15 protein-coding genes and 1 pseudogene are annotated in these 20,651 nt (G+C 32.8%); 10 read left to right on the top strand and 6 right to left on the bottom strand.

The window, feature by feature from the left end:
• Window positions 1–213 precede the first annotated feature (213 nt).
• From FLV_RS07770 to FLV_RS07755, 4 genes and pseudogenes are all read left to right on the top strand, one after another.
• Window positions 214–837 (top strand): annotated as a pseudogene (locus FLV_RS07770) (hypothetical protein).
• Window positions 838–1,079: 242 nt separating this feature from the next.
• Window positions 1,080–2,054 carry a multicopper oxidase domain-containing protein gene (locus tag FLV_RS07765; RefSeq protein ID WP_243232585.1) on the top strand — a complete coding sequence of 325 codons (975 nt, stop codon included), beginning with the start codon at window positions 1,080–1,082 and terminating at the stop codon, window positions 2,052–2,054.
• 10 nt (window positions 2,055–2,064) lie between these two features.
• A complete protein-coding gene (locus FLV_RS07760; RefSeq protein WP_243232583.1) occupies window positions 2,065–2,493 on the top strand; it encodes a hypothetical protein in 429 nt (142 codons plus the stop codon).
• A gap of 41 nt (window positions 2,494–2,534) precedes the next feature.
• Window positions 2,535–4,010, top strand: coding sequence for a tyrosinase family protein (locus FLV_RS07755; RefSeq protein ID WP_243232582.1), 1,476 nt, complete (start codon window positions 2,535–2,537; stop codon window positions 4,008–4,010).
• A gap of 111 nt (window positions 4,011–4,121) precedes the next feature.
• On the opposite strand, the gene FLV_RS07750 is transcribed toward FLV_RS07755, so the two are convergent.
• Window positions 4,122–5,900: an AMP-dependent synthetase/ligase gene (locus tag FLV_RS07750; protein ID WP_243232580.1), complete on the bottom strand. Its 1,779-nt coding sequence runs from the start codon at window positions 5,898–5,900 to the stop codon at window positions 4,122–4,124.
• A 153-nt stretch (window positions 5,901–6,053) separates the two neighbouring features.
• The gene (locus FLV_RS07745) at window positions 6,054–6,398 is read right to left on the bottom strand and encodes a hypothetical protein (protein WP_243232578.1); all 345 of its coding nucleotides are present in this window, start codon (window positions 6,396–6,398) and stop codon (window positions 6,054–6,056) included.
• Window positions 6,399–6,836: 438 nt separating this feature from the next.
• On the opposite strand from FLV_RS07745, the gene FLV_RS07740 reads away from it, so the two are divergent.
• From FLV_RS07740 to FLV_RS07720, 5 genes are all read left to right on the top strand, one after another.
• Window positions 6,837–7,541, top strand: a complete 705-nt coding sequence (locus FLV_RS07740; RefSeq protein WP_243232576.1) for a toxin-antitoxin system YwqK family antitoxin — start codon at window positions 6,837–6,839, stop codon at window positions 7,539–7,541.
• A gap of 136 nt (window positions 7,542–7,677) precedes the next feature.
• The gene (mnmA, locus tag FLV_RS07735; RefSeq protein ID WP_243232575.1) at window positions 7,678–8,865 is read left to right on the top strand and encodes a tRNA 2-thiouridine(34) synthase MnmA; all 1,188 of its coding nucleotides are present in this window, start codon (window positions 7,678–7,680) and stop codon (window positions 8,863–8,865) included.
• Window positions 8,866–8,912: 47 nt separating this feature from the next.
• Window positions 8,913–10,517 (top strand): S8 family serine peptidase, encoded by a 1,605-nt coding sequence (locus tag FLV_RS07730; RefSeq protein ID WP_243232574.1) that lies wholly within the window; start codon window positions 8,913–8,915, stop codon window positions 10,515–10,517.
• Between the two features lie 10 nt (window positions 10,518–10,527).
• The gene (locus FLV_RS07725) at window positions 10,528–11,472 is read left to right on the top strand and encodes an NAD(P)H-dependent flavin oxidoreductase (RefSeq protein ID WP_243232573.1); all 945 of its coding nucleotides are present in this window, start codon (window positions 10,528–10,530) and stop codon (window positions 11,470–11,472) included.
• 19 nt (window positions 11,473–11,491) lie between these two features.
• Window positions 11,492–11,902 (top strand): hypothetical protein, encoded by a 411-nt coding sequence (locus tag FLV_RS07720; RefSeq protein WP_243232568.1) that lies wholly within the window; start codon window positions 11,492–11,494, stop codon window positions 11,900–11,902.
• 91 nt (window positions 11,903–11,993) lie between these two features.
• Here the strand turns inward: FLV_RS07720 and FLV_RS07715 are convergent, their stop codons facing one another.
• The 4 genes from FLV_RS07715 to FLV_RS07700 form a co-directional block, all read right to left on the bottom strand.
• Window positions 11,994–13,964, bottom strand: a complete 1,971-nt coding sequence (locus FLV_RS07715) for a DUF3857 domain-containing protein (RefSeq protein ID WP_243232564.1) — start codon at window positions 13,962–13,964, stop codon at window positions 11,994–11,996.
• A complete protein-coding gene (locus FLV_RS07710; RefSeq protein ID WP_243232562.1) occupies window positions 13,964–15,898 on the bottom strand; it encodes a DUF3857 domain-containing protein in 1,935 nt (644 codons plus the stop codon). The genes FLV_RS07715 and FLV_RS07710 overlap by 1 nt, the downstream gene beginning before the upstream one ends.
• Window positions 15,873–19,127, bottom strand: a complete 3,255-nt coding sequence (locus FLV_RS07705) for a toxin-antitoxin system YwqK family antitoxin (RefSeq protein ID WP_243232560.1) — start codon at window positions 19,125–19,127, stop codon at window positions 15,873–15,875. The genes FLV_RS07710 and FLV_RS07705 overlap by 26 nt, the downstream gene beginning before the upstream one ends.
• A gap of 222 nt (window positions 19,128–19,349) precedes the next feature.
• On the bottom strand, window positions 19,350–19,784 hold the full coding sequence (locus tag FLV_RS07700; protein WP_243232558.1) for a DUF4268 domain-containing protein: 435 nt from the start codon (window positions 19,782–19,784) through the stop codon (window positions 19,350–19,352).
• A 94-nt stretch (window positions 19,785–19,878) separates the two neighbouring features.
• Here FLV_RS07700 and FLV_RS07695 point away from each other — a divergent pair, with 94 nt between their 5' ends.
• Entirely contained in the window at window positions 19,879–20,529 is a 651-nt protein-coding gene (locus tag FLV_RS07695) for an NUDIX hydrolase (RefSeq protein ID WP_243232556.1), read from the top strand.
• Window positions 20,530–20,651: the final 122 nt, after the last annotated feature.

The raw sequence follows: 20,651 nt of genomic DNA, 5'->3' as shown, positions 1-20,651 counted from the left end.
ATCTGCGAGCATCTGCTTAAATCTTTTTTAAATCTGCGTGAAACAAAAACTCAGTTCCTTAATCTGAAAACAAAATCAAAAATAACGAGTCGATAGTCGTGATTTTTTGTTTATTTCTAAAATCTAAAAGTAATGCTTTTCGAAGTCATTTGAGGGTAATAAACCAATTGGCAGAAGTAATAATTTAAATCTTTATATTTGCATTATTAGTGCATGAAACATGAACTACAAAATATCATTTCAGGAAAGGGCCAGGTTAGGCATGGAGATACTATCCAAACAATCTCCAACTACCTTAGAAAAAGCAAGAGCCCAAGCGGAACGTTTGAGTCAGGCAAGCAAATCAAAAGAGAAGAAACAGCGTTAATAAAACAATTCTGTAATCGAAATAGCTTTTGGATTACTTCGATAAATACCAACGCTTTTATTTCTTCCGGCGCTGAACAAAAAGTTTATCTTCAAAATAAGCTTAAAGTTGTTAAGTTAAATGATAGTATTTATTATTAGAGTTGGGAAGATTATTTAAATAATTTATTGCTTAATAATTATTTTTTCCCCGATACTGCATATCAATTAATTGGTTTTTATGAACAAGCTGACATACTTTTTGCAGTAGTTGAACAGAAATTTGTTGAATCTGATTGTGATACAGAATTAGAAAATGTAAAACATTTTTTGACTTCAAACGGCTTTACGAACACTAGAAATAATGATTATTTTAATCCTGAATTAGGGATTATCCTTGAAGATTTACACGACGAAAATGTTTTGACTTTTCGGAGAGGTTTATTTTTTATCGACACCGTTTTCTACATTACGGAACAATTTTATACATGACTATCCAAAATCCAATCAAAATTAGTCAAAATCCTATTGCTGAAAAACATAACAAATCGCTCCGGTTTCAGGGCGATTTTTTTTGTTACTGCAAAATTCAGTTTCAGTAGATCCTCATTTTACTTCAGGGCCAAAACCGGAATAATATCAGATATTTTAAGATTTATACTGCAAAAACAGGTGTTTGTACGCTGTGTTTTAATTTTTTTAGCTCTAAATTTGACTTGTGATATCAAAAACTGATGTTCAACAATAATCTGGATTTAGAAATGAAAAACTGCAATAAAATTATGTGTGTCAGTTCTTTTTTACTCTTTAGCACCTTGTTGTTTTCCCAAAACGAAAGATTAATTATCGGAAGAACAACGGGAAAGCTGGTACTTAAGAGCAATCTGGAAATCAGGACTTTTGGTTTTACAGATGCTCTTTCCGAACAGGTTACGTTACCGGGTTCTTATATTAGTACAAAAGAAGGAGACTCTCTCAATATTGATTTTTGGAATATCTCTCAGGGAAATCCGGTCTCTTTATATTGTAAGGAAATCGATTTTTTGCAGCGGGACAAAAAAAACGAAATCATGAAACAAAAAGAACCGGTTCATCATATGGAACATGGGTTTTATTCTTTTCAGTCTAATAAAGCCGGAACATATCTTTATTACAGTCCCGAGAATTATCCTTTTAATCTTCAGGCAGGCATGTTTGGAGTGATCGTAATTCGACCCAAAGAAACGGACTCCTTATCAGTAAAACCTTTAACAGAAATACTTTGGTGCAGTAACGAAATAGACACCAAATGGCATACGGATGACATGATGGGAACAGAATATGACGAATCGAATAAACCCATAATACTGCCCGATTATAAGCCCAATTATTTTTTGATAAATGGCAAAACAATTGCAAAAATCAAAGGTTTGCAATCGGCGGCACACAAAAAAGAAACGGTATTGCTTCGTTTGGCAAATGCCGGATTGTATCTGCATGAAATACAGTTTCCGGCTAAAATTAGGCTTCAGCTCATTTCAGGAAATAACAAGGCTCTAAAAGAATTTTCTAAAGGATATAAAGTGCAGCTTCAACCCGGTGAATGTCTCGAATTACTCACTTCTTTAGAAAATACAGATGAAAAAGAACAAATCATTTATCAGTTTATAAATCCGGTTTCAAAAAAGCGGTGTTATAAAGCCACAATCCCTGTTTTTAATACTATTTAAATCTACAAGCATGAAAAAAATATTCTTTTATAACTTTCTTCTTTTGTGTTTTTCTTTCGTCTCAGGACAAAGTAAACCAACATTTGCTGTGGTAGGCAGTGCTGTAAACAAGGAAAGTGTATTGAAAAACAAAAAACTGGATATATCTAAAATCAAAGTCGAGAATATTTCGGATGGACCAATCTACCTGGTTTGGGAAACGATATACAATTCATTTCCAAAAGAATGGGATTGTTCGATGTGTCAGCACGGAGCCTGCCAGATTGGAATTCCGAAAGGATCGGTCTTTAATAAACTCAATGCCGATCAGCAGGGATTTATTGCCATTCATGTAATTCCTGCTAACAAAACGGGAAGCGGCACAGTAAAATTTAAAATCTATGACAAAGCCAATCCGGAATATGCCAAAGTTTTAACCTTTGAAGTAGAAGTTCTTTAACCTAAATAAACAAATTAACAGTAACCAAAAAAATAAGTAAAATGAAAAAGAAAATTACAGCACTCCTTATTATTCTGATAACAAGCCTAAGTTATGGTCAGAATAGAGATAATATAAAATACATTCGATACAATGCCAATACACCCGAAGGAAAAGCAAATTTAGAGGCTATGAATGTGGCTTTTAAAAAAATGCGTGAATTGGGTTGTGAGAAAGGGCTTTCGTGGTATTATCAGGGTGCAATACATAATATTCCGAATGAAATTGAGGGCAAAAATAAACTTTGTGCCGATTATCAGACCGCCAGGGACAAGCAATGGGCGTGGGGCGATTGCACACATAAAAAAGAATCAGCAAGTTCAGATTTGAATTTTCTTTTATGGCACAGAATGTACATTTGGTATTTAGAACAAATTGTACGCGACTTATCCGGAAAGAAAGATTTTGCACTGCCATATTGGAATTATGGAAGCACGGAAACAGCTGACAACATTATGCCTGAAAAAATAAGGGACAAATCCGGAGCGCTTTATATACAATCCCGATACAGTATTCTTAATAATGGAAAACCAATTCTTGCAGATCAGGTAGAATCCATTCAGTTAGCTCTTAATGAGTTAAAAACAAACCCTTCGTTTTCAGGATCGGCAGGATTTAGTAAAAGTTTAGAAAAAGCACCTCATGGTTATATGCATGATCTTATTGGTGCAGAGTATGCTGATCCGGCAGAAACTTTTTACAATGAAATTTATCAGAAGGACAATTTTTCAGGATTGATGGCAAATGTTCCTTCAGCAGGATTTGATCCGGTTTTCTGGCTGCACCACAGTATGATTGACCGTATTTGGGAATCCTGGGATGTCTCAGGTTACGGTCAGCGCCCGACACGTGAAGATCTGAAAGCCAATTCGTGGCCGTATGAATTTATAACTCCAGGTGGCGGTCACGTAAGTTATACAATGGATGAAGTGTATGATATCGTTTTTAATTTAGATTATAAATATGATAATTTGCTTTATGAATCTAAAGCTCCGGTTTTGGCGGCTAAAACAGCAAAACCTAAAAAAGTAATTGCTTTTCAGGACTCAAATGAAAAAATCATCTGGGAACAAAAAATAGGAAAAACACTAAACAGTACTGCTTTTGCTCACAAAGTGACGAGTCAGCCAGCAAAGAATACAAATAAGGTTTTTAAAGCCGAAGCCAATTCTAAAATAGTGCTAAACCTTGATGTTGTGGTTTACAAAGAACCAAAAGATTATTATACTGTTTATCTGCGTTATCCAGGGAAAAAAGATCAATATGTTGGGGTAATGACTTTCTTTGGCGTAGCACACGATCACGGAATGGAAGAGAATCATGACATAAGCGAAAATGGGGTTAAACTTAATTTTGCCTATTACATTTCTGATGATTTATTAAATTCAGCCAGTGATTTTGAAATTATCATAAAAAAGACCGGGACTGGAGATGCAAAAGTTACACTTGAAAAAATAAGTGTAGCGAAGATTAACTAAGTCGGTAATTAAAAAGCAAAATATAATTTTAAGAGTTCTATAGAATAAAAAATAAAACGGCTGCTCTCAAAAGGCAGCCGTTTTTCGTTGGTTTGTATTATTTTGATTTATTTAATTTTGACCATATATTTTAGCGTAAAGATCTTTGTAGATTTCTTTAATGATTTTACGTTTTAATTTTAGGGTTGGCGTCAATTGTCCTCCATCTATAGACCAAACATCCGGGGTTAACTCAAAACGTTTGATTTTTTCCCAGTGACCAAATTTTTCATTAATACCTTCAATTTCTTCATCAATACGTTTGATTACATCCGGGTTTGAAGCGATTTCGGCATTTGTACTTCCAAGGGTGATTTTGTGGATTTTTGCCCATTCTTTTACAAATTCAAAATTAGGCTGAATAAAAGCGGCCGGCATTTTTTCGCCTTCACCAATCACCATAATCTGCTCAATAAAACGAGATTGTTTCATGGCGTTTTCAATAAGCTGAGGTGCAATGTATTTTCCGCCCGAAGTTTTAAACATTTCTTTTTTACGATCAGTAATTTTAAGGAAACCTTCACTGTCAATTTCGCCAATATCTCCCGTGTGAAAATAACCGTTTTGTAAAGCTTCGGCTGTTTTTTCAGGATCTTTATAATAGCCTAACATCACATTGGGGCCTTTGCAAAGAATTTCACCATCGGCAGCAATTTTTACTTCAACATTGCGGATCACTTTTCCAACAGTTCCAATTTTAAAACCTTTGTTTCTTTGGTCGTTTACAGCAATCACGGGTGAAGTTTCAGATAAACCGTAACCTTCCATAACCGGAATTTCGGCGGCGGCAAAAACTCTTGATAAACGTGGCTGTAAAGCGGCACTTCCGGAAACCATCAAATCCAGATTTCCTCCCAAACCTTCTTTCCATTTGCTGAAAATCAATTTGCGGGCAATTTTTAACTGAAACTCATACCAGAAACCATTGGCTCCGTATGGTTCATATTTTAAACCTAAATCAATAGCCCAGAAAAACAGTTTTTTCTTGATGCCGGTTAATTCAGATCCCTTTGCATAAATTTTATCGTAAACTTTCTCTAAAAGTCTTGGTACAGCTGTAATTACAGTTGGACGAACTTCTTTTAAGTTATCACTTATTTTTTCAATAGATTCTCCAAAATAAACTGAAACACCATAATATTGATAGATGTATAAAATCATTCTTTCAAAAATATGACAGATAGGCAGGAAGCTTAAAGCGGTACTTTTTCCTGCATCAAACGGAATTCTTGGGGCACTGTCCAAAACATTTGATACAATGTTTTTATGAGAAAGCATAACACCTTTTGGTCTTCCGGTAGTTCCTGAAGTATAAATAATAGTGGCTAAATCATCTTCTTTAATGCTTTCTTTTCTGGCTTCTACTTCTGTTTGATTGCTTTGGTCTTCTCCCAAATAAAGTAAATCTGTCCAGTGTTTACAGCCAGTTATATCATTAAAAGAATAAACTTCTTTTAATGTGGGAACATTTGCTTTTATGGCATTTACTTTCTGAAGTACTTCTTCATCAGAAACAAAACAATAAATACTCCCGCTATGGTTTAAAATATATTCGTAATCTTCTTCGGCAATCGTTGGATATATTGGAACGTTTTGCGCTCCTGTCTGTAGAATACCAATGTCCATGATGTTCCACTCCGTGCGGTTACTTGAAGTTATTAAAGCAATTTTATCATCTTTTTGAACGCCCAGACGCAATAATGCCCTTGAAACAGCATTTGCTTTGGCAATATAGTCAGTACTGGATGTTTTTTCCCAAACTCCATTTTTTTTGGTGGCCAGTGCAACAGGAAGATTGTAGGTTTCTTGTTGGTAATAAGGAAAATCAAAAAGGCGTGTGATTGTAACCATTTATATGATATATTGAAGTTTACTGCAAATTAAATAAAAATAAGGTATGATTTTTATTTTTATGAAATAAAAAAGTGAAATTTTTGAGTAGGTTCATAAATTTTACGAAACGTTTTCATTTCAGCAGTCATTTTCGTGTAAAAGTGACAAATATTAGTTAGCGGCTGGTTTATTTACATCGCTTAAATCGTCATAACTTTTTACACGATCTCCCATAAGGTACATTTTTTTCTTGTTTGGAAGTATTAAAAATTGCGTATAAAGCCATTCACCTGTTCCAGTTATTTTGTACCAAAAGGTATAGGAAGAACTGTCATATCCTTCTTTGAAGACAGGAATACCCTCATCTGAACATTCTATTCCCCAGGTCATTTTCTTTTTAGATAAATTAGGTAATTGAAAAATACCCGTACCATCAGCATTAATCTCAATAATGGGTTGTTTTTTTCCTTCAATCAAGTATGTACCAGCTACAGTATGACCTATTTCGGTAGTCATATAATGTGGATGGAATTTATAGATGATAGATTCAATTTTAGCCTGCGCATGTAATTGTAAGGTACCTGTAAAAAGGATAAGAAAGAGTAGTTTTAAAGATTTCATCAAGGTCCGAATTTAGATTTGGTTTATATTTTTTTGCAAATTTATTTTTTGCGAATATAGTTTAAATTGCAAAAGTTATTCAATTAATTATAAAAAGCTTTTAAAATTTTATTTCTTCAAAAAAATCTTTGAAATCTTATAAGTTATAGCCAATAGACTGTCTGAATGTAGGGTTTTGTTTGATTTTTGTTTTTTTAGCAAAAAGCTCTGAAGTATTTTTGCCTTTAGTTTTTAACGATTTTTTATTGAAAAAAATAAAGATGTTTCTGTTTAAATGGTTATACCTTTGCAATACTAAAATGCAATCTTTGTTGTTATATAGAAAAAGAAAATATGAAGAATTTTTGGATTTTGTTTTTGATAAGCGCAGTAGGTTTTGCGCAGGATTTTAATAAACTGGATGCCAACGGAAAAAAAGACGGTGTTTGGAAAGGTATTTATGAAGTTTCGAAAAGACCACGTTATGAAGGTACATTCAGTCACGGAAAAGAAGTTGGAGTTTTTAAGTTTTTTGATGATACTAAAAAAGGCGATGTAATAGCAACCCGTGATTTTACTGCAAATGACGGAAGTGCCTACACTATTTTTTATGACCAGAAAAACAACAAGGTAAGCGAAGGAAAAGTGATCGGGAAAAATTATGAAGGCGAATGGAAATATTACCATAAGGCTTCAAAAGTAATCATGACGCTTGAAAACTATAAAAACGGAAAGCTGGAAGGAAAAAGAACGGTTTATTATCCAAATGAAAAAGTGGCCGAAGAAATGACGTATAAAAATGGTCTGAAAGAAGGTGTTTATAAAAAATTTGGACAGAACGGAATCATTTTAGAGCAAACAACATATGCTAATAATCAATATAATGGTGATGCGGTTTTTTATGATTCGGATGGAGTGGTGGCTTCTAAAGGTAAATTCCTAAACGGAAAAAAAGCTGGAAAGTGGCAATTTTATCTAAAAGGGAAATTAACCAAAGAAGTTAATATGAGTGATCCTAAAAGTAACTATCAGGCTGACTCAAAGCCCAAAATGGAATAATAATATATTTGAAAACATATTCTAAAAAAGCTATAAGTTTTATCTACTCTTTTATTACATAAACTAATCAAAACTGTTCGAATTATCTATAATTTGATTTATCTTTGCACCCTTGTAAAAACATAAACAATTTAGAATGAAACGTGTAGTTGTCGGACTTTCCGGAGGAGTAGATTCCAGTGTTGCCGCTTATTTGCTACAACAGCAGGGATATGAAGTTATTGGCCTTTTTATGAAAAACTGGCACGATGACTCTGTTACGATTTCCAATGAATGTCCTTGGTTAGAAGACAGTAATGATGCCTTGTTGGTAGCAGAAAAACTCGGAATACCGTTTCAGACTGTTGATTTAAGCGAAGAATACAAAGAAAAAATCGTTGATTACATGTTCAACGAATACGAAAAAGGAAGAACTCCAAATCCTGACGTGCTTTGTAACCGCGAAATCAAATTTGATGTTTTCATGAAAATTGCCTTGAGTCTGGGGGCTGATTATGTGGCAACAGGACATTATTGTCAAAAAAGTGAAATTGAAGTTGATGGTAAACCAGTTTATCAGTTAATCGCCGGAGCGGATAATAACAAAGATCAATCGTACTTTTTATGTCAGTTATCTCAGGAACAATTGGCTAAAGCATTATTTCCAATTGGCGCATTGACTAAACCTGAAGTTCGTGAAATTGCTGCTGAAATGGAATTGGTAACAGCAGAAAAGAAAGATTCGCAAGGACTTTGTTTTATCGGAAAAGTTCGTTTGCCGGAATTTTTACAACAAAAATTGCAGCCTAAAGAAGGGAAAATTGTTCAGATTGATAAAAATGATCCGATTTATGCTGTTGAAAAGCCAGCCGGATTATCTTTGGAAGAAGAATTGAAAATTGAAGCCAAAAAATTAAATTATAGTCCTGAGATGGGGAAAATTATGGGTAAACATCAGGGAGCTCATTATTTTACTGTCGGGCAAAGAAAAGGATTAAATGTTGGTGGAACTACTGATCCGTTATTTGTGATTGCAACAGATGTTGAAACCAACACGATTTACACAGGTCTTACAAGCAATCATCCCGGATTGTTTAAAAAAGCATTGTTTATAGAAAAATCTGAAGTACACTGGATTCGTACTGATCTGGCTTTGAAGGCTGGAGAAACTATGGAAGTAATGGCAAGAATTCGTTATCGTCAGCCTTTACAAAAGGCAACATTACACCAATTTGAAGACGGAATGTATGTTCATTTTGAAGAACCGCAATCAGCTATTACTGAAGGACAATTTGTTGCCTGGCATTTAGAAAATGAATTAGTTGGTTCGGGAGTAATTTCATAGCTTTATACTTTTTTATCAAGGTTCTTACCTTAAAAAAGTAAATTGTTATGAAGATACATTACGCTGTTTTATTTTTGTTGATTTCTACTGTGATGTTTTCGCAGGAAGATGTCTGGGTATATTTTAATGCGAAGCCAAATGCGCAGATTTATTTAAACTCACCTTCATTAATACTTTCACAGCGTGCTCAGGATCGAAGAACGAATCAAAGTATTGCTTTGAATTTTACAGATGCTCCTTTAGAAACAACATACGTTGCTCAGATAAAATCAAGTACCGGGATAACTGTTCTGGCTAAATCAAAATGGTTGAATGCGCTTCATATTCAGGGAAGTCAGGCTAATATTTTAGCTTTAAAATCAATTTCATTTGTCGATAAAGTAGTTTTTGCAAATAAATCTTTGAATTTAACCGGAAAAAAAGCTGCAGAAACTAAAATTTCTCAAACAGCAGAAAAACTAAATACAACAGTTAATTATAACTATGGTTCTTCGGCTAACCAAATTCAGATGCTTAACGGACATGTTTTGCATCAGCAAAATTATACCGGAACCGGAAAAATAATTGCTGTTATGGACGCAGGTTTTCCGGGTGTAAACACGGCTCAGCCTTTTCAGAGACTACGTGATAATAACCTGATTTTAGGGGGGTATGATTATGTTTCCAGAAAAGCCAATTTTTATACCGGAGGGAGCCATGGAACCTTAGTACTTTCTACAATGGGAGCTTACAAAGAAAATTCTTTAATAGGTACTGCTCCGGATGCTTCTTATTATTTGTTTAGAACCGAAATTGATGCCACAGAAGAGCCTTTAGAAGAATCACTTTGGGTTGAAGCAGCTGAAAAAGCAGATAGTCTGGGTGTCGATATCATTACTACTTCATTAGGGTATTTTGCCCAGCGGGATAATCCAAATTATAATTACACCTACAGTGATATGAATGGAGCGACTACTTTTATTTCGCGTGGTGCAGAAATAGCTTTTAGTAAAGGTATGATTGTGGTTGCTGCTGCCGGAAATGAAGGCGGACAGACCGAAAAACATATTGGCGGACCTGCTGATGCCGTTTCTGTTATTGCGGTTGGAGCTGTTAATGCCGCAAAAGCGAGATCATCTTTTAGTTCTATAGGTCCAAGTTATGACGGCAGGATAAAACCTGATGTTATGGCGCAAGGCAAAGATGCCGTTATTTCTGATTCTTCGGGGAATATTGGAGTTTCCGATGGAACTTCATTTTCATGCCCAATCATGGCCGGAATGATTGCTTGTTTATGGCAGGCTTTTCCAACAAAAACAAACCAGGAAATTAGAAATATGGTCATTCAGTCTTCTGATAAGTATTTAACACCGGATAATAACTACGGTTACGGAATTCCTAATTTTGGAACTACCCTAACGGTTGATAGTTTTGTAAATGATAATTTTAAGGTATATCCAAATCCTGCAAGTACCCATATTGTGTTTTCGTTTTCAAATGAAATTAATAATGGTAAGGTTTCAATTTATTCTGTTTTAGGGCAAAAGGTATTAGACAAAAAAATTACGGAGCAAAATTCGGTTGTTTCAGTAGAATCATTAAAAAGCGGACTGTATTTTTATACTTTTGAGGCAGATGGTTTTCACAAAACAGGAAAGATTATAAAACAATAATAATTTTTGAATGAATAAAATCACTCAGCTTTTTAATATAAAATACCCAATTGTTCAGGGTGGAATGATTTGGAACAGCGGCTATAAATTAGCTTCTGCAGTAAGTAATGCCGGAGGATTAGGACTTATTGGTGCAGGTTCAATGTATCCCGAAGTTTTACGCGAACACATTCAGAAATGCAAAAAAGCTACAGATAAACCGTTTGGTGTCAATATTCCGATGTTATATCCAAATATTGAAGAAATCATGAACATAGTGGTTGAGGAAGGTGTGAAAATTGTTTTTACTTCGGCAGGAAATCCTAAAGCGTGGACTTCATTTTTAAAATCAAAAGGAATTACGGTTGTTCATGTGGTCAGCAGTAGTATTTTTGCTTTAAAAGCACAAGAAGCGGGAGTTGACGCTATTGTAGCTGAAGGTTTTGAAGCCGGAGGACACAATGGTCGTGAGGAAACTACAACCCTGACTTTGATTCCGATGGTAAAAGAAAAAATCCAGATACCTATTATTGCTGCAGGCGGTATTGCGACAGGAAGAGGAATGCTGGCAACAATGATTTTAGGAGCTGACGGAGTTCAGGTAGGCAGTCGTTTTGCTGCCTCAACAGAATCATCTTCCCACCATAATTTCAAACAAAAGATAGTTGATATAAAAGAAGGTGATACACAATTGACACTAAAAGAATTAGCACCTGTACGTTTGATTAAAAATAAATTTTATGAAGATGTTCAGGATTTATATAAAAAATGTCCTTCAAAAGAAGATTTAGTGCAACTTTTAGGAAGAGCACGAGCAAAAAAAGGAATGTTTGAAGGCGATCTTGAAGAAGGAGAACTTGAAATTGGACAAATAGCGGGACTGATTCATGAAATTTTGCCTGTCGAAAAAATAATCAATGAAATGATTGCCGATTTTGAAGCTGCTTATCAGGAAAAAAGTAAATTTGAGTTTTAATAGCCCCTATAACTACATTATGAAAATTTTACGAAACTATATATTAGTTCTTTTTCTCGGATTAGGAATACAACAAACCTACAGTCAGTCTTATCGTTTTAAAACATCGGGTTTTAGTGTTTTAGAAAAAAATGATAAAGGAAAATGGGGCGAATGGTCTAATTTGGATCTGGTTAATCTTTCGGTTATTTTAGATACTGAGAAACATCGAATCGTGGTGTATTCACAAGAAATACAACTTTTTAATATCATTGAGTACATCGAGCGGGAAGAAAATGACACTGATATTGTCTATTCATTTGTATGTAAAGACAATAGTGGTATCGACTGCAAAATTTCAATTATTACACGCAAAAAACAAGACTACCGTAAACAGCTGTACATTAATTATGATGAACATATTATTGTGTATAATATTTTTAATGTTTAACTATTAAAGATTTAGATTAAATTATAAAAAAACAAACCCGACAGTTTCTTTAAAACACTGTCGGGTTTATTTTTTTATAACTTAGGGTTATTTATTTTGCAACAACAACTACAATTTTATTAAAATCTGCTGCGGCATTGATAACAGCTTTGTATTGCTCAAAACTGGTTAAAGGATAATTTATAAGGTTATAAAATTCCGTGTTTTCAACCGTAATTTCATTCTTGTTTTGAGTATAATTACTTGTAAAAGCAGCTTCAGTTTTACCGCCAAGCTCTGTTTTGAAATCCATTACAAATTTATCCAGATTTTTGATAGTTGCACCTTCCGGTAATATGATTTTAATTTTTCGGGTGTAGTAATGCGGATACTGAATCTCTATTGGGAGCATACGTTTGTCTTTTTGATAAAGTTCCATTTGTCTTCCAATAGTCTGTCCAACAGAGAACAAATAATTCTCTCCTGCTTTTTGGATCATCTCTTTTCCATCAAAAGTTACATTTAGTTTGTAAGGTTTTTTACCAATAAAATCCGTTCCGTCATTTTCTGTAGTAAGCGTTTTGTATTCGCCTTGCAGGGTATAATTTTCAGAAATATTTTTCAGCATTGTTTTATATTGATCTGCCGAAACAAAGTCTTTTAAGGGTTGAAAGTTTAATCCGGAATACCCTCCATAGGTCATATTACTTGTAACCAGAGGATTTTCAATATCTTGTGTAAAATCAACTGTAATATCCATATAGTCATGCGTAATCTCAGTTCCCGGAATTTCGATAAAATTTACTTCTCCAATTCCCATAGAAACGCCCGCGAAAATTTTCTCTTTAATGAATAATCCATTGTTATTTCCTAAATAATTTGGAAAAAGTGGTAAACGATATTCAATTTCAGTTGGAGTAAGGTATTTTTTAATGCCCGGGAAATAAAACAAAAACTCACTTAGATTTTCGTGACTTTCAAAATCTTTGTCAAAAGGAATTTTATATCGGTTTGAAGTGAAAACAATATTTTGCTCTATTTTAAAATATTTAAAAACAGCGCTATATAATTTGATAATATCCAGACTATTTGCCTGTTTTGTACTGATAACATCACTCAAAGAAGGTTTTGAGTCTATATATTTGTCGTAAATAATCGTTTTTTTAATCTTGTTTTCAATATTCCAAATCTGTTCCTGAGGATCTTTTGACTCCGGAATAGATTTGCAGAATGCTGCAATTACTTTCTCTTGTTTTTTATCTAAAACCGGATTAAGTCGCTCATAAGTATTGGTAGCATACTCTTTAAAGTTATTCAGGTTTTTGGCACCGGAGAATAAATTTTGATCTAATTTGTAACGGAAAAGTTTTAACCGAACATCCCAGTTAGAATATTCTTCATCATCTTTTAAAGCGATTATATCTTTTTCAGCTATACTCAGCACTTTTTTATTTTCTATCTTTTTTTCGTCTAAAACAGGTTCACTTAAACCATTGTATGATTTGGTTTTAAAAATTAAGTGAGCCGGAGCTATCAAATCAAAATTAAATTCGGCTATTGGATATTCATCCTGCATTTTAATGGTGTTGCCATTTAAATCCGGAGCTTCTTCTATTACATATAACTTTTCGATAACAGCGCCTTTTTCAAGGCCATTGAGCGCAAAATAATTGTATTTCATGCCTTTTTCCTCATCTACTTCTTCTTTGATATCCTTTTTATCTAAAGTAATGACTTTTCCATTTTTCAAAATCACACGTACTTTAGTAGTCAGAATATTTTCCTGATTGCCAAACGGAATGTAAATTTTATTGTTGCGTTCTATAGCATCATCAGAGTTGATGTATTTTTTTTCATGTATTAAACGGTATTGAGTCGCAGTATTTTTATCAACAACAACTTCGATTTTTATAGTACGGTTTAGGAAAATTTCTTTTTCATCTTCGTACTTTTTTGGGACATCGATTTTAGTATCATTTTCGTTCCAGTCATAGGTTTTAAAACTATAGTCCTGAGCAAAAAAAATGGATGTACTTAAGAATGCGACAAGTGCCAGAAACTTTTTTAGAAATTGTTTTTTCATTATTTTTTAAGTAAAATTATGGTTTCGTTATAGTTGGTTTTTAATTTTTTGATAGTCTCATTCCAGGGTTCAAACTCGTTTTTATTGAGTAATAATTTTTTTTGCGTCAGGCTCACATCCAGATACAGAATATTATTTTTCAGTTCGTAGGTAAAATGAGCTTTTAGATAATCATTATCCAGATCGAAGTTTTTAGGGAGATATTTTATACTGAAGTTTTTAGGGATTTCTAAAGTATATTGTGTTGTGAATTGTGTTAGATATTCAAATTCATATTGCGAAATCCGGTCTTTTGCAAGAATTACTTTTTCTAAAAATTTATCTAAAAACAAATTCACATAAATTTCTTTATCTACTTTGATGATATAATTATCAAGATCAAAATTGTAATCAATCACATATGGTAAATCTTTATCAGTCAGGTTTTCTTCTTTAAAATCTTTTAAGTCGAATTTATTATTTCCTTTTAAAACTAAAGATTTGATCATTTCCCTACGTGCTTTATTTGACGCATCACCTATCTGCATCAAAATATGGCTGCGATTGTATCCGTAACGTATCATTTTTGCAGATCCGTTCAGTTTGCTGTTATCAATTTTTAAATTTACCGTTTCTTTAACTTCATTCAGATTGGCCGGAACAATGGGTACCGGATAGATTTTGTATTGATTATTTTCAGTGAATAAAACTTCTTTTCCTTGTATAAAAGCCGTTGGTATTCCGTAACGGGTTTCTTTATCAGTGCCATCTAAAAATACATAATCATCACCTTTCTTAAAAACGGCAATCATATGATTATCAACTGAAGGTGTTGCCAAATCATTATAGGAGTACGGAATACTTCGGGTTCCAATCCAGGCGATCGTAACATTTTTTACATCTGCATATTGTGCCATACACGAAATCATATTGCCCATGTCTTTACAGTCTCCAAACTTTCTTTCGAATACCAGACTGGCTTCACGCGGAATAAAACCTTCATATCCATTTTCAAAAGCAATGTATTTAATGTTTTCTTTAACCCAGTAAAAAATAGCTTTAATTTTTTCTTCATCCGTTTTTTTGTCTTTGGTAATTTCTAAAGACAGCGCCTTCAAGTCCGGATCTTCTTTTTTGTTTAGATTTTTTACAAACTGCTGATAATAATTATATAATTCAGGAATGCTTCCCAAAACTGGAGTTGTTTTGCCATCTATCGTGTATTCTTTTATATAGAAATTGATGTGTGGAACTATATACAAATAACCTGGTGCATTTTCTTCATACTTGGCAGGTTTTATATCAGATAAGATCCATTTATGAATCCATTTTCCTTTTTTTTCAGTTTTTGAATAAGAAATAGTTTTGTCAGGATCATTAAAAATCTTGTAATCAATAACAATGTTTTTGTCTGTTCTGATCTCCAAAAATGAATTTTGTATGGGTATAGCGTCACCAAATATAAACTTGTGAAGCAGGTGTGGGTCTGAAAATTGAACTTGATAGTTGTACACTTTTTTTGCTCCGGTTTCTAAATTCGGAAACGTAAGCTGGCGCTCTTTTACATCATTATAAAAGATGGAACTTTGTTGTGATTGTTTTTCAATACTCTGAGATACTTTTATTTTTTTTTCTTTACCGTTCTCATTAATTATGGTGTACGCATCATAACCTTTCAATAAAATCAAATCAGAATAAGAAAAAGATTCTTTGTTGTTAAAAATTCCGTTTTGTGTCAAAACCATTGACTCATGATGATTGTCCTGTATGATTTTTAAACCATTATTTTCAATAGAAATATCATACACTTCAGAATTTTCTAAAATGATTTCATTATAGTCCGGATATAAATTTTTAACGTCCTGAAAAGATTTTTGTGCGATTGCCAGAATAGAATTGAAAGCAAAAAATACAGTCAGAATAAAAGGGTTATTTAATAATTTGAACCAATTCATCAGAATCATATTTTTTGGTTTCTACTAATTTTCCGGCATTGTATATCAAGGTCTCACCATGTAATTCATCGCTTTTTATGGATATATTTGCCCATAATTTGCCATCTTCTTTAAAATATTGCTGCTGGCCTTCGAAGTTATTATTTACAAAATGCTCTTTTTTATAAGGCTTCCCATTTTGATAATATTCAGTTCTTTCACCCTCCAGATTATTGTTTTTATAGGTACATTCATATTCCGGTTTTCCCTCTGTATTGTTGATGATAAATTTACTGTTTACATTTCCTTTGTCTAAAGTAAACTGAATTGCAATTTTTCCATTAGGATAAGAAGACAAAATTTCTGAAGTCTGGTTTTCGATAATTATTTTTTCGTTCAATTCTCCAGTTTTGTTTTTTCTTATAAAATACCTCGGGATATTGTTTTGATAACCAATACTCACCAAAGCGTCCCCTTTTTGATTGTAATAAGTGGTTTCACCTTCGGTAGATCCGTTTATAACTGAGTATTCCATCATTTTGGCTTTGTTGTTATAGTAACGAATCGTTTTTCCGTTTTCCATTCCAAAGACATATTCTTCAGTGAGTTTAAGATTTCCGGCATAATCGTAAAATGTACTGGTTCCGTTAAGTTTACCACAATAGTAGTTTCTTTCAGAAAGAAGCACTCCAAGCGGACCATATTTTTTGTATGCATTATGAAATTTTCCGTTTACATATTCTGCTTCGGTTATTTTGGTTTTAAATTTATCTAATGCACTGAATTTGCCATTTATAAGACCATTAGTCATTTCATAATTTTTGGTATAGGTACCATTTTGAAATGATAAACTAAATTTTCCGTTTTTGTTTTTATAGTCAATTTCGTTTTCCAGTTTTCCTTTGGTATCGAATGTTTTTCGATTTGCCATATAGTTGTCTATATAATGCTCAATTATAGAAATGTTTCCGTTTTGAAAATATGTAAATTTGTCATAGGCAATATTGTTCTCAACCATAAAACCTTCAGTACTGATTTTTCCATCAGAATAAAAAGTTTGAAATGGCCCGTTTTGTTCTCCTTTTTCGTAATGATAAATTTGATTTACTTTATTTCCCTCATACGTTTCATAACGTCCGCTTATCGTGTCATTGGTATAATTATTTTTACTTGATAAATCTCCGTTTAAATAATAATTTGTACTGATGCCATTGGCTTTTCCATTAACATAAAACTCATTCAGTTTCATAATTCCCGATGGATATAAATAATTCCATTCGCCAACTCTTTTTCCCTTTTCAAAAGCGCCTTTTATTTTAACAGTGCCATTGAAATTTTTTGTTTCAAAACTTTTTTTGGTCAAATTTACCTCAGTTCCTTTTGGAGAGTCTGAAGTAAACTGTACGCCCGACTTTAGTTCTCCTGATTTATGTTTTTCTTCAAAATATTTATTGCCATCAGCATCAAAACAGCTGTATGTTTCTAATTCTCCCTTGTTGTTATAAAGGCTTTCAAATGATTTTTTACCATTTTCAAAATAGTTTGTCGATTTCGTAATATTTCCTAAAACATAGTTGTTTTCTGTGTCTAAAGCCGTGTTTGGGTAGTACGATTTGTAAGTTCCATCGATAACACCATTTTTATAAACAGCTTCAGATTTTACAAGTTTACCATCAAAGTATTGAAAATAGTTTCCTTCAATTTTATCATTTACACAATTATATGTTTCTGTTAAAGCGCCTAGTTCGTTATAAGAATTATATTTCCCGCTCAGTTTTCCATCAGTAAAATCAATTTCGTTTTTTTTTGTTCCGGCTTCATATAAACAAATAAAAGTGCCGTTACGTTCGCCATTAGTAAAGTTTACTTCACAGTTTTTACCGCCATTTGGAAAATAAGAAGTACTGATTCCTTCAAGCTTATCATCTTTATAATTTTCTATTAATGACAAATTTCCATTTTCATAATAAGTAGTTCTTTTTCCGTTTAATTTTCCGTCAGTAAAAGATTTCTCCTCTATTAGCAGTCCTTTTTCGTCATAATATTTTTGCAGACCGTCAAGTAATCCATTTTTAAAATAGAGTTCTCCACCTAAATTTCCGTAGGTATTTAAGTATTTGCATTTACCATGAAATTCTCCATTTATTTGAGGACCAATTATAAAAGGTTTTTCATTTCTGAGAGTAACAACCACATCTTCGATATTTCCAAAAATATCCAGTTTTCTTTTTGCAAATACAGACCAAAAATCTTTTTGTAAATAATCATCATGGAAAGAAGTGATTTTTTTCTTTTGTTTGTTCAGTTCTTTTCCAAGTTTATCTTCCATTGAAAGTAAACTGTAGTAAGAGTAGCCTTCCAGCTGATTTTTCTCAACAAGATTTTTTACCCATGGAATGTAAGTGGTTTCAAAAAAACCATCGCCCATTTTGTGTTCTGTTGCGTATTCTGCAATCGCCTGAATTTGGCGCGTTATTTTATCATCGATTGTCGATTTAATTTTGTAGACTTTTTTTAATGGTAATTGGTTTCTCAGGATTGTTTCAATATCTTCGAAATTATCACCTGACTTTGAGAAAATCAATTTGTTTTCAGCGAGGTAATTTTGTCCAAAATTGGCATTCAGATTTACAATAGCCTGATTCGCATATTGCCCTGTTGGTGCTATAGCCAGATAGCTCATTAAGGCAAGCGTGCCTTCGGTTATTTTGCCGTTTTCAAAAGCCATTATACCCAATAAATAATGTGATGCTGCATGATTTGGGTCATTTGTAATGATTTTTTCAAGCAGGTCAAGAGCTTTTTGGTTTTCTTTTTTACGAATGTATAATACGGCATAATTATACAGAAATACAGATGAATTGGATAAGTATTTTTCGCCTTCTTTATATATTTTTTCAGATGATTCATATTCTTTTTCATCACTTAAAAAGATGGCGTACATCCTGTATAAATCCGGATATTCCGCCATTTTTCCTTTAGAATATAAATCTTCTAATAACGTTTTGAGTTCACTCTTTTTATCCTGGGCACTGAGTGTTAAACCTATTTCGTATTGGGCATTTAGATATTTAGGATCTGTTTTGCTGATTTTGTAGAATTCTGTAAGGGCTTCATCATACTTTTCATTATCGTAGAAGCTTACTCCTTTGTTGATTATAGATTCACTATTGTAAACAGAAGCGTAATCAGTTTGTGCATAGTTTTTTGAAAATGAAACTAAAAAAAATACCAATAAAAGTCTTTTCATTATAGATTTAGGTTTTTCAAATATAAAAAAAATGATTAAATCTGTGTCAATTATAGGTATTTCTTTATTAATTATTTCGTGTAATCTTAAAAAGCTGCATTGTTGATAATAAAACAATAAAAACATGAAATATTTTTTAAATTTATAATGAGGGAGTTAGGTAAAAAAAATACCCCGTTAAAACTTTTAACGGGGTATTGTAATAATTTTTAGAAATTTAGTCTATTCTATATCTTTGATAAACTCATCATACTCCAGATAAAACATTTCCAAAGCATTCATTTTTTCGAAAAAGAAATCAAAAATAGTATCCCAATTATTGCGATTGCTAAAACCAATTCCAGGCTTTTCAACCCAAATTCGGCTTATCGTTTTGCCGCTTTCGATTGTGTAATTTTTTTCAAAAACTAAATCTTTTACAAATTCTTCGTCTAAGATATTTTTTAGGGCTTCTAATTTTTCAAAATAAGCCATTCGTTTTTCATCATTTCGATGTTCGATATCAATTAAAACTTGTGCTTTTTTATTATCTATATAAAATTTAAAAGAAAAGTCTTTTATCTTAGTGTCGTAAAGCACCCATTTTCTTGGGTATTTCTCGGCAAAAGCGACCCAGAATTCTCTTTTTAGTTTTTGTGATTCCTCTCTGCTGTACATTTTCAGGGTTTTGATTTTAGAAAACTTGTAGAAACGCGTTTTCTGGACTATATTTATATTTTCTAATTTGAAAGTACAAAAATAAACTTTGATTATGGATTTTCAAGATTTTTTGCAACATGTTCCTAATTTAATTCCGGTTGAACTTCCGGCAGAGAAAGCACATGTAAAAATGGCTCCTTTAGAAAGGATTCAGTTAATGAAAAACCTTGATTTGTCAACCAAAAAACCAAGAATTGCAGCGGTTATGATGCTGTTGTATCCTAAAAATAATAAAACACATTTAGTTTTAATTGTACGTAACGCATATAATGGTGTACATTCTTCACAAATTGCTTTTCCGGGTGGGAAGTATGAAAATTCAGATGCTGATTTTCGGGAAACGGCACTGCGGGAAACCCACGAAGAGGTTGGAATCTCATCTGAAAAAATAGAGATCATAAAACAATTTACGCCAATGTATATTCCGCCAAGTAATTTTTTGGTACATCCGTTTTTAGGAATTTCATCACAGGAACTTTCGTTTTATCCAGATATTAGAGAGGTGGCAGATATTATTGAACTGCCGCTTTCTGTTTTTTTAAATGATGAAATTATAATTGAGGCCACGTTATCAACGTCTTATGCCAATAATATTTCTGTTCCTGCATTTAATATTCAAAATCATGTGGTTTGGGGTGCAACGGCGATGATATTAAGCGAATTAAGAGAAGTTTTGAAAATTACTTTTGAAGAAAAGATTTAAAAATGTAAATTTAATGATTTGATATTCATTGTAATAACTGTTTGTTTGCAGAATTGTTTATAAAAATTACCCAAAAAATAATTTTTGTATGTTTGCGCCTTAACAAAAAATACATAATTCAC

It is taken from the genome of Flavobacterium pectinovorum (assembly GCF_022802975.1).
GTDB classification, from domain to species: Bacteria; Bacteroidota; Bacteroidia; order Flavobacteriales; family Flavobacteriaceae; genus Flavobacterium; species Flavobacterium pectinovorum_B.
Note: the sequence above shows the minus strand (reverse complement) of the source record. Positions and strands in the feature narration are given on the sequence as shown.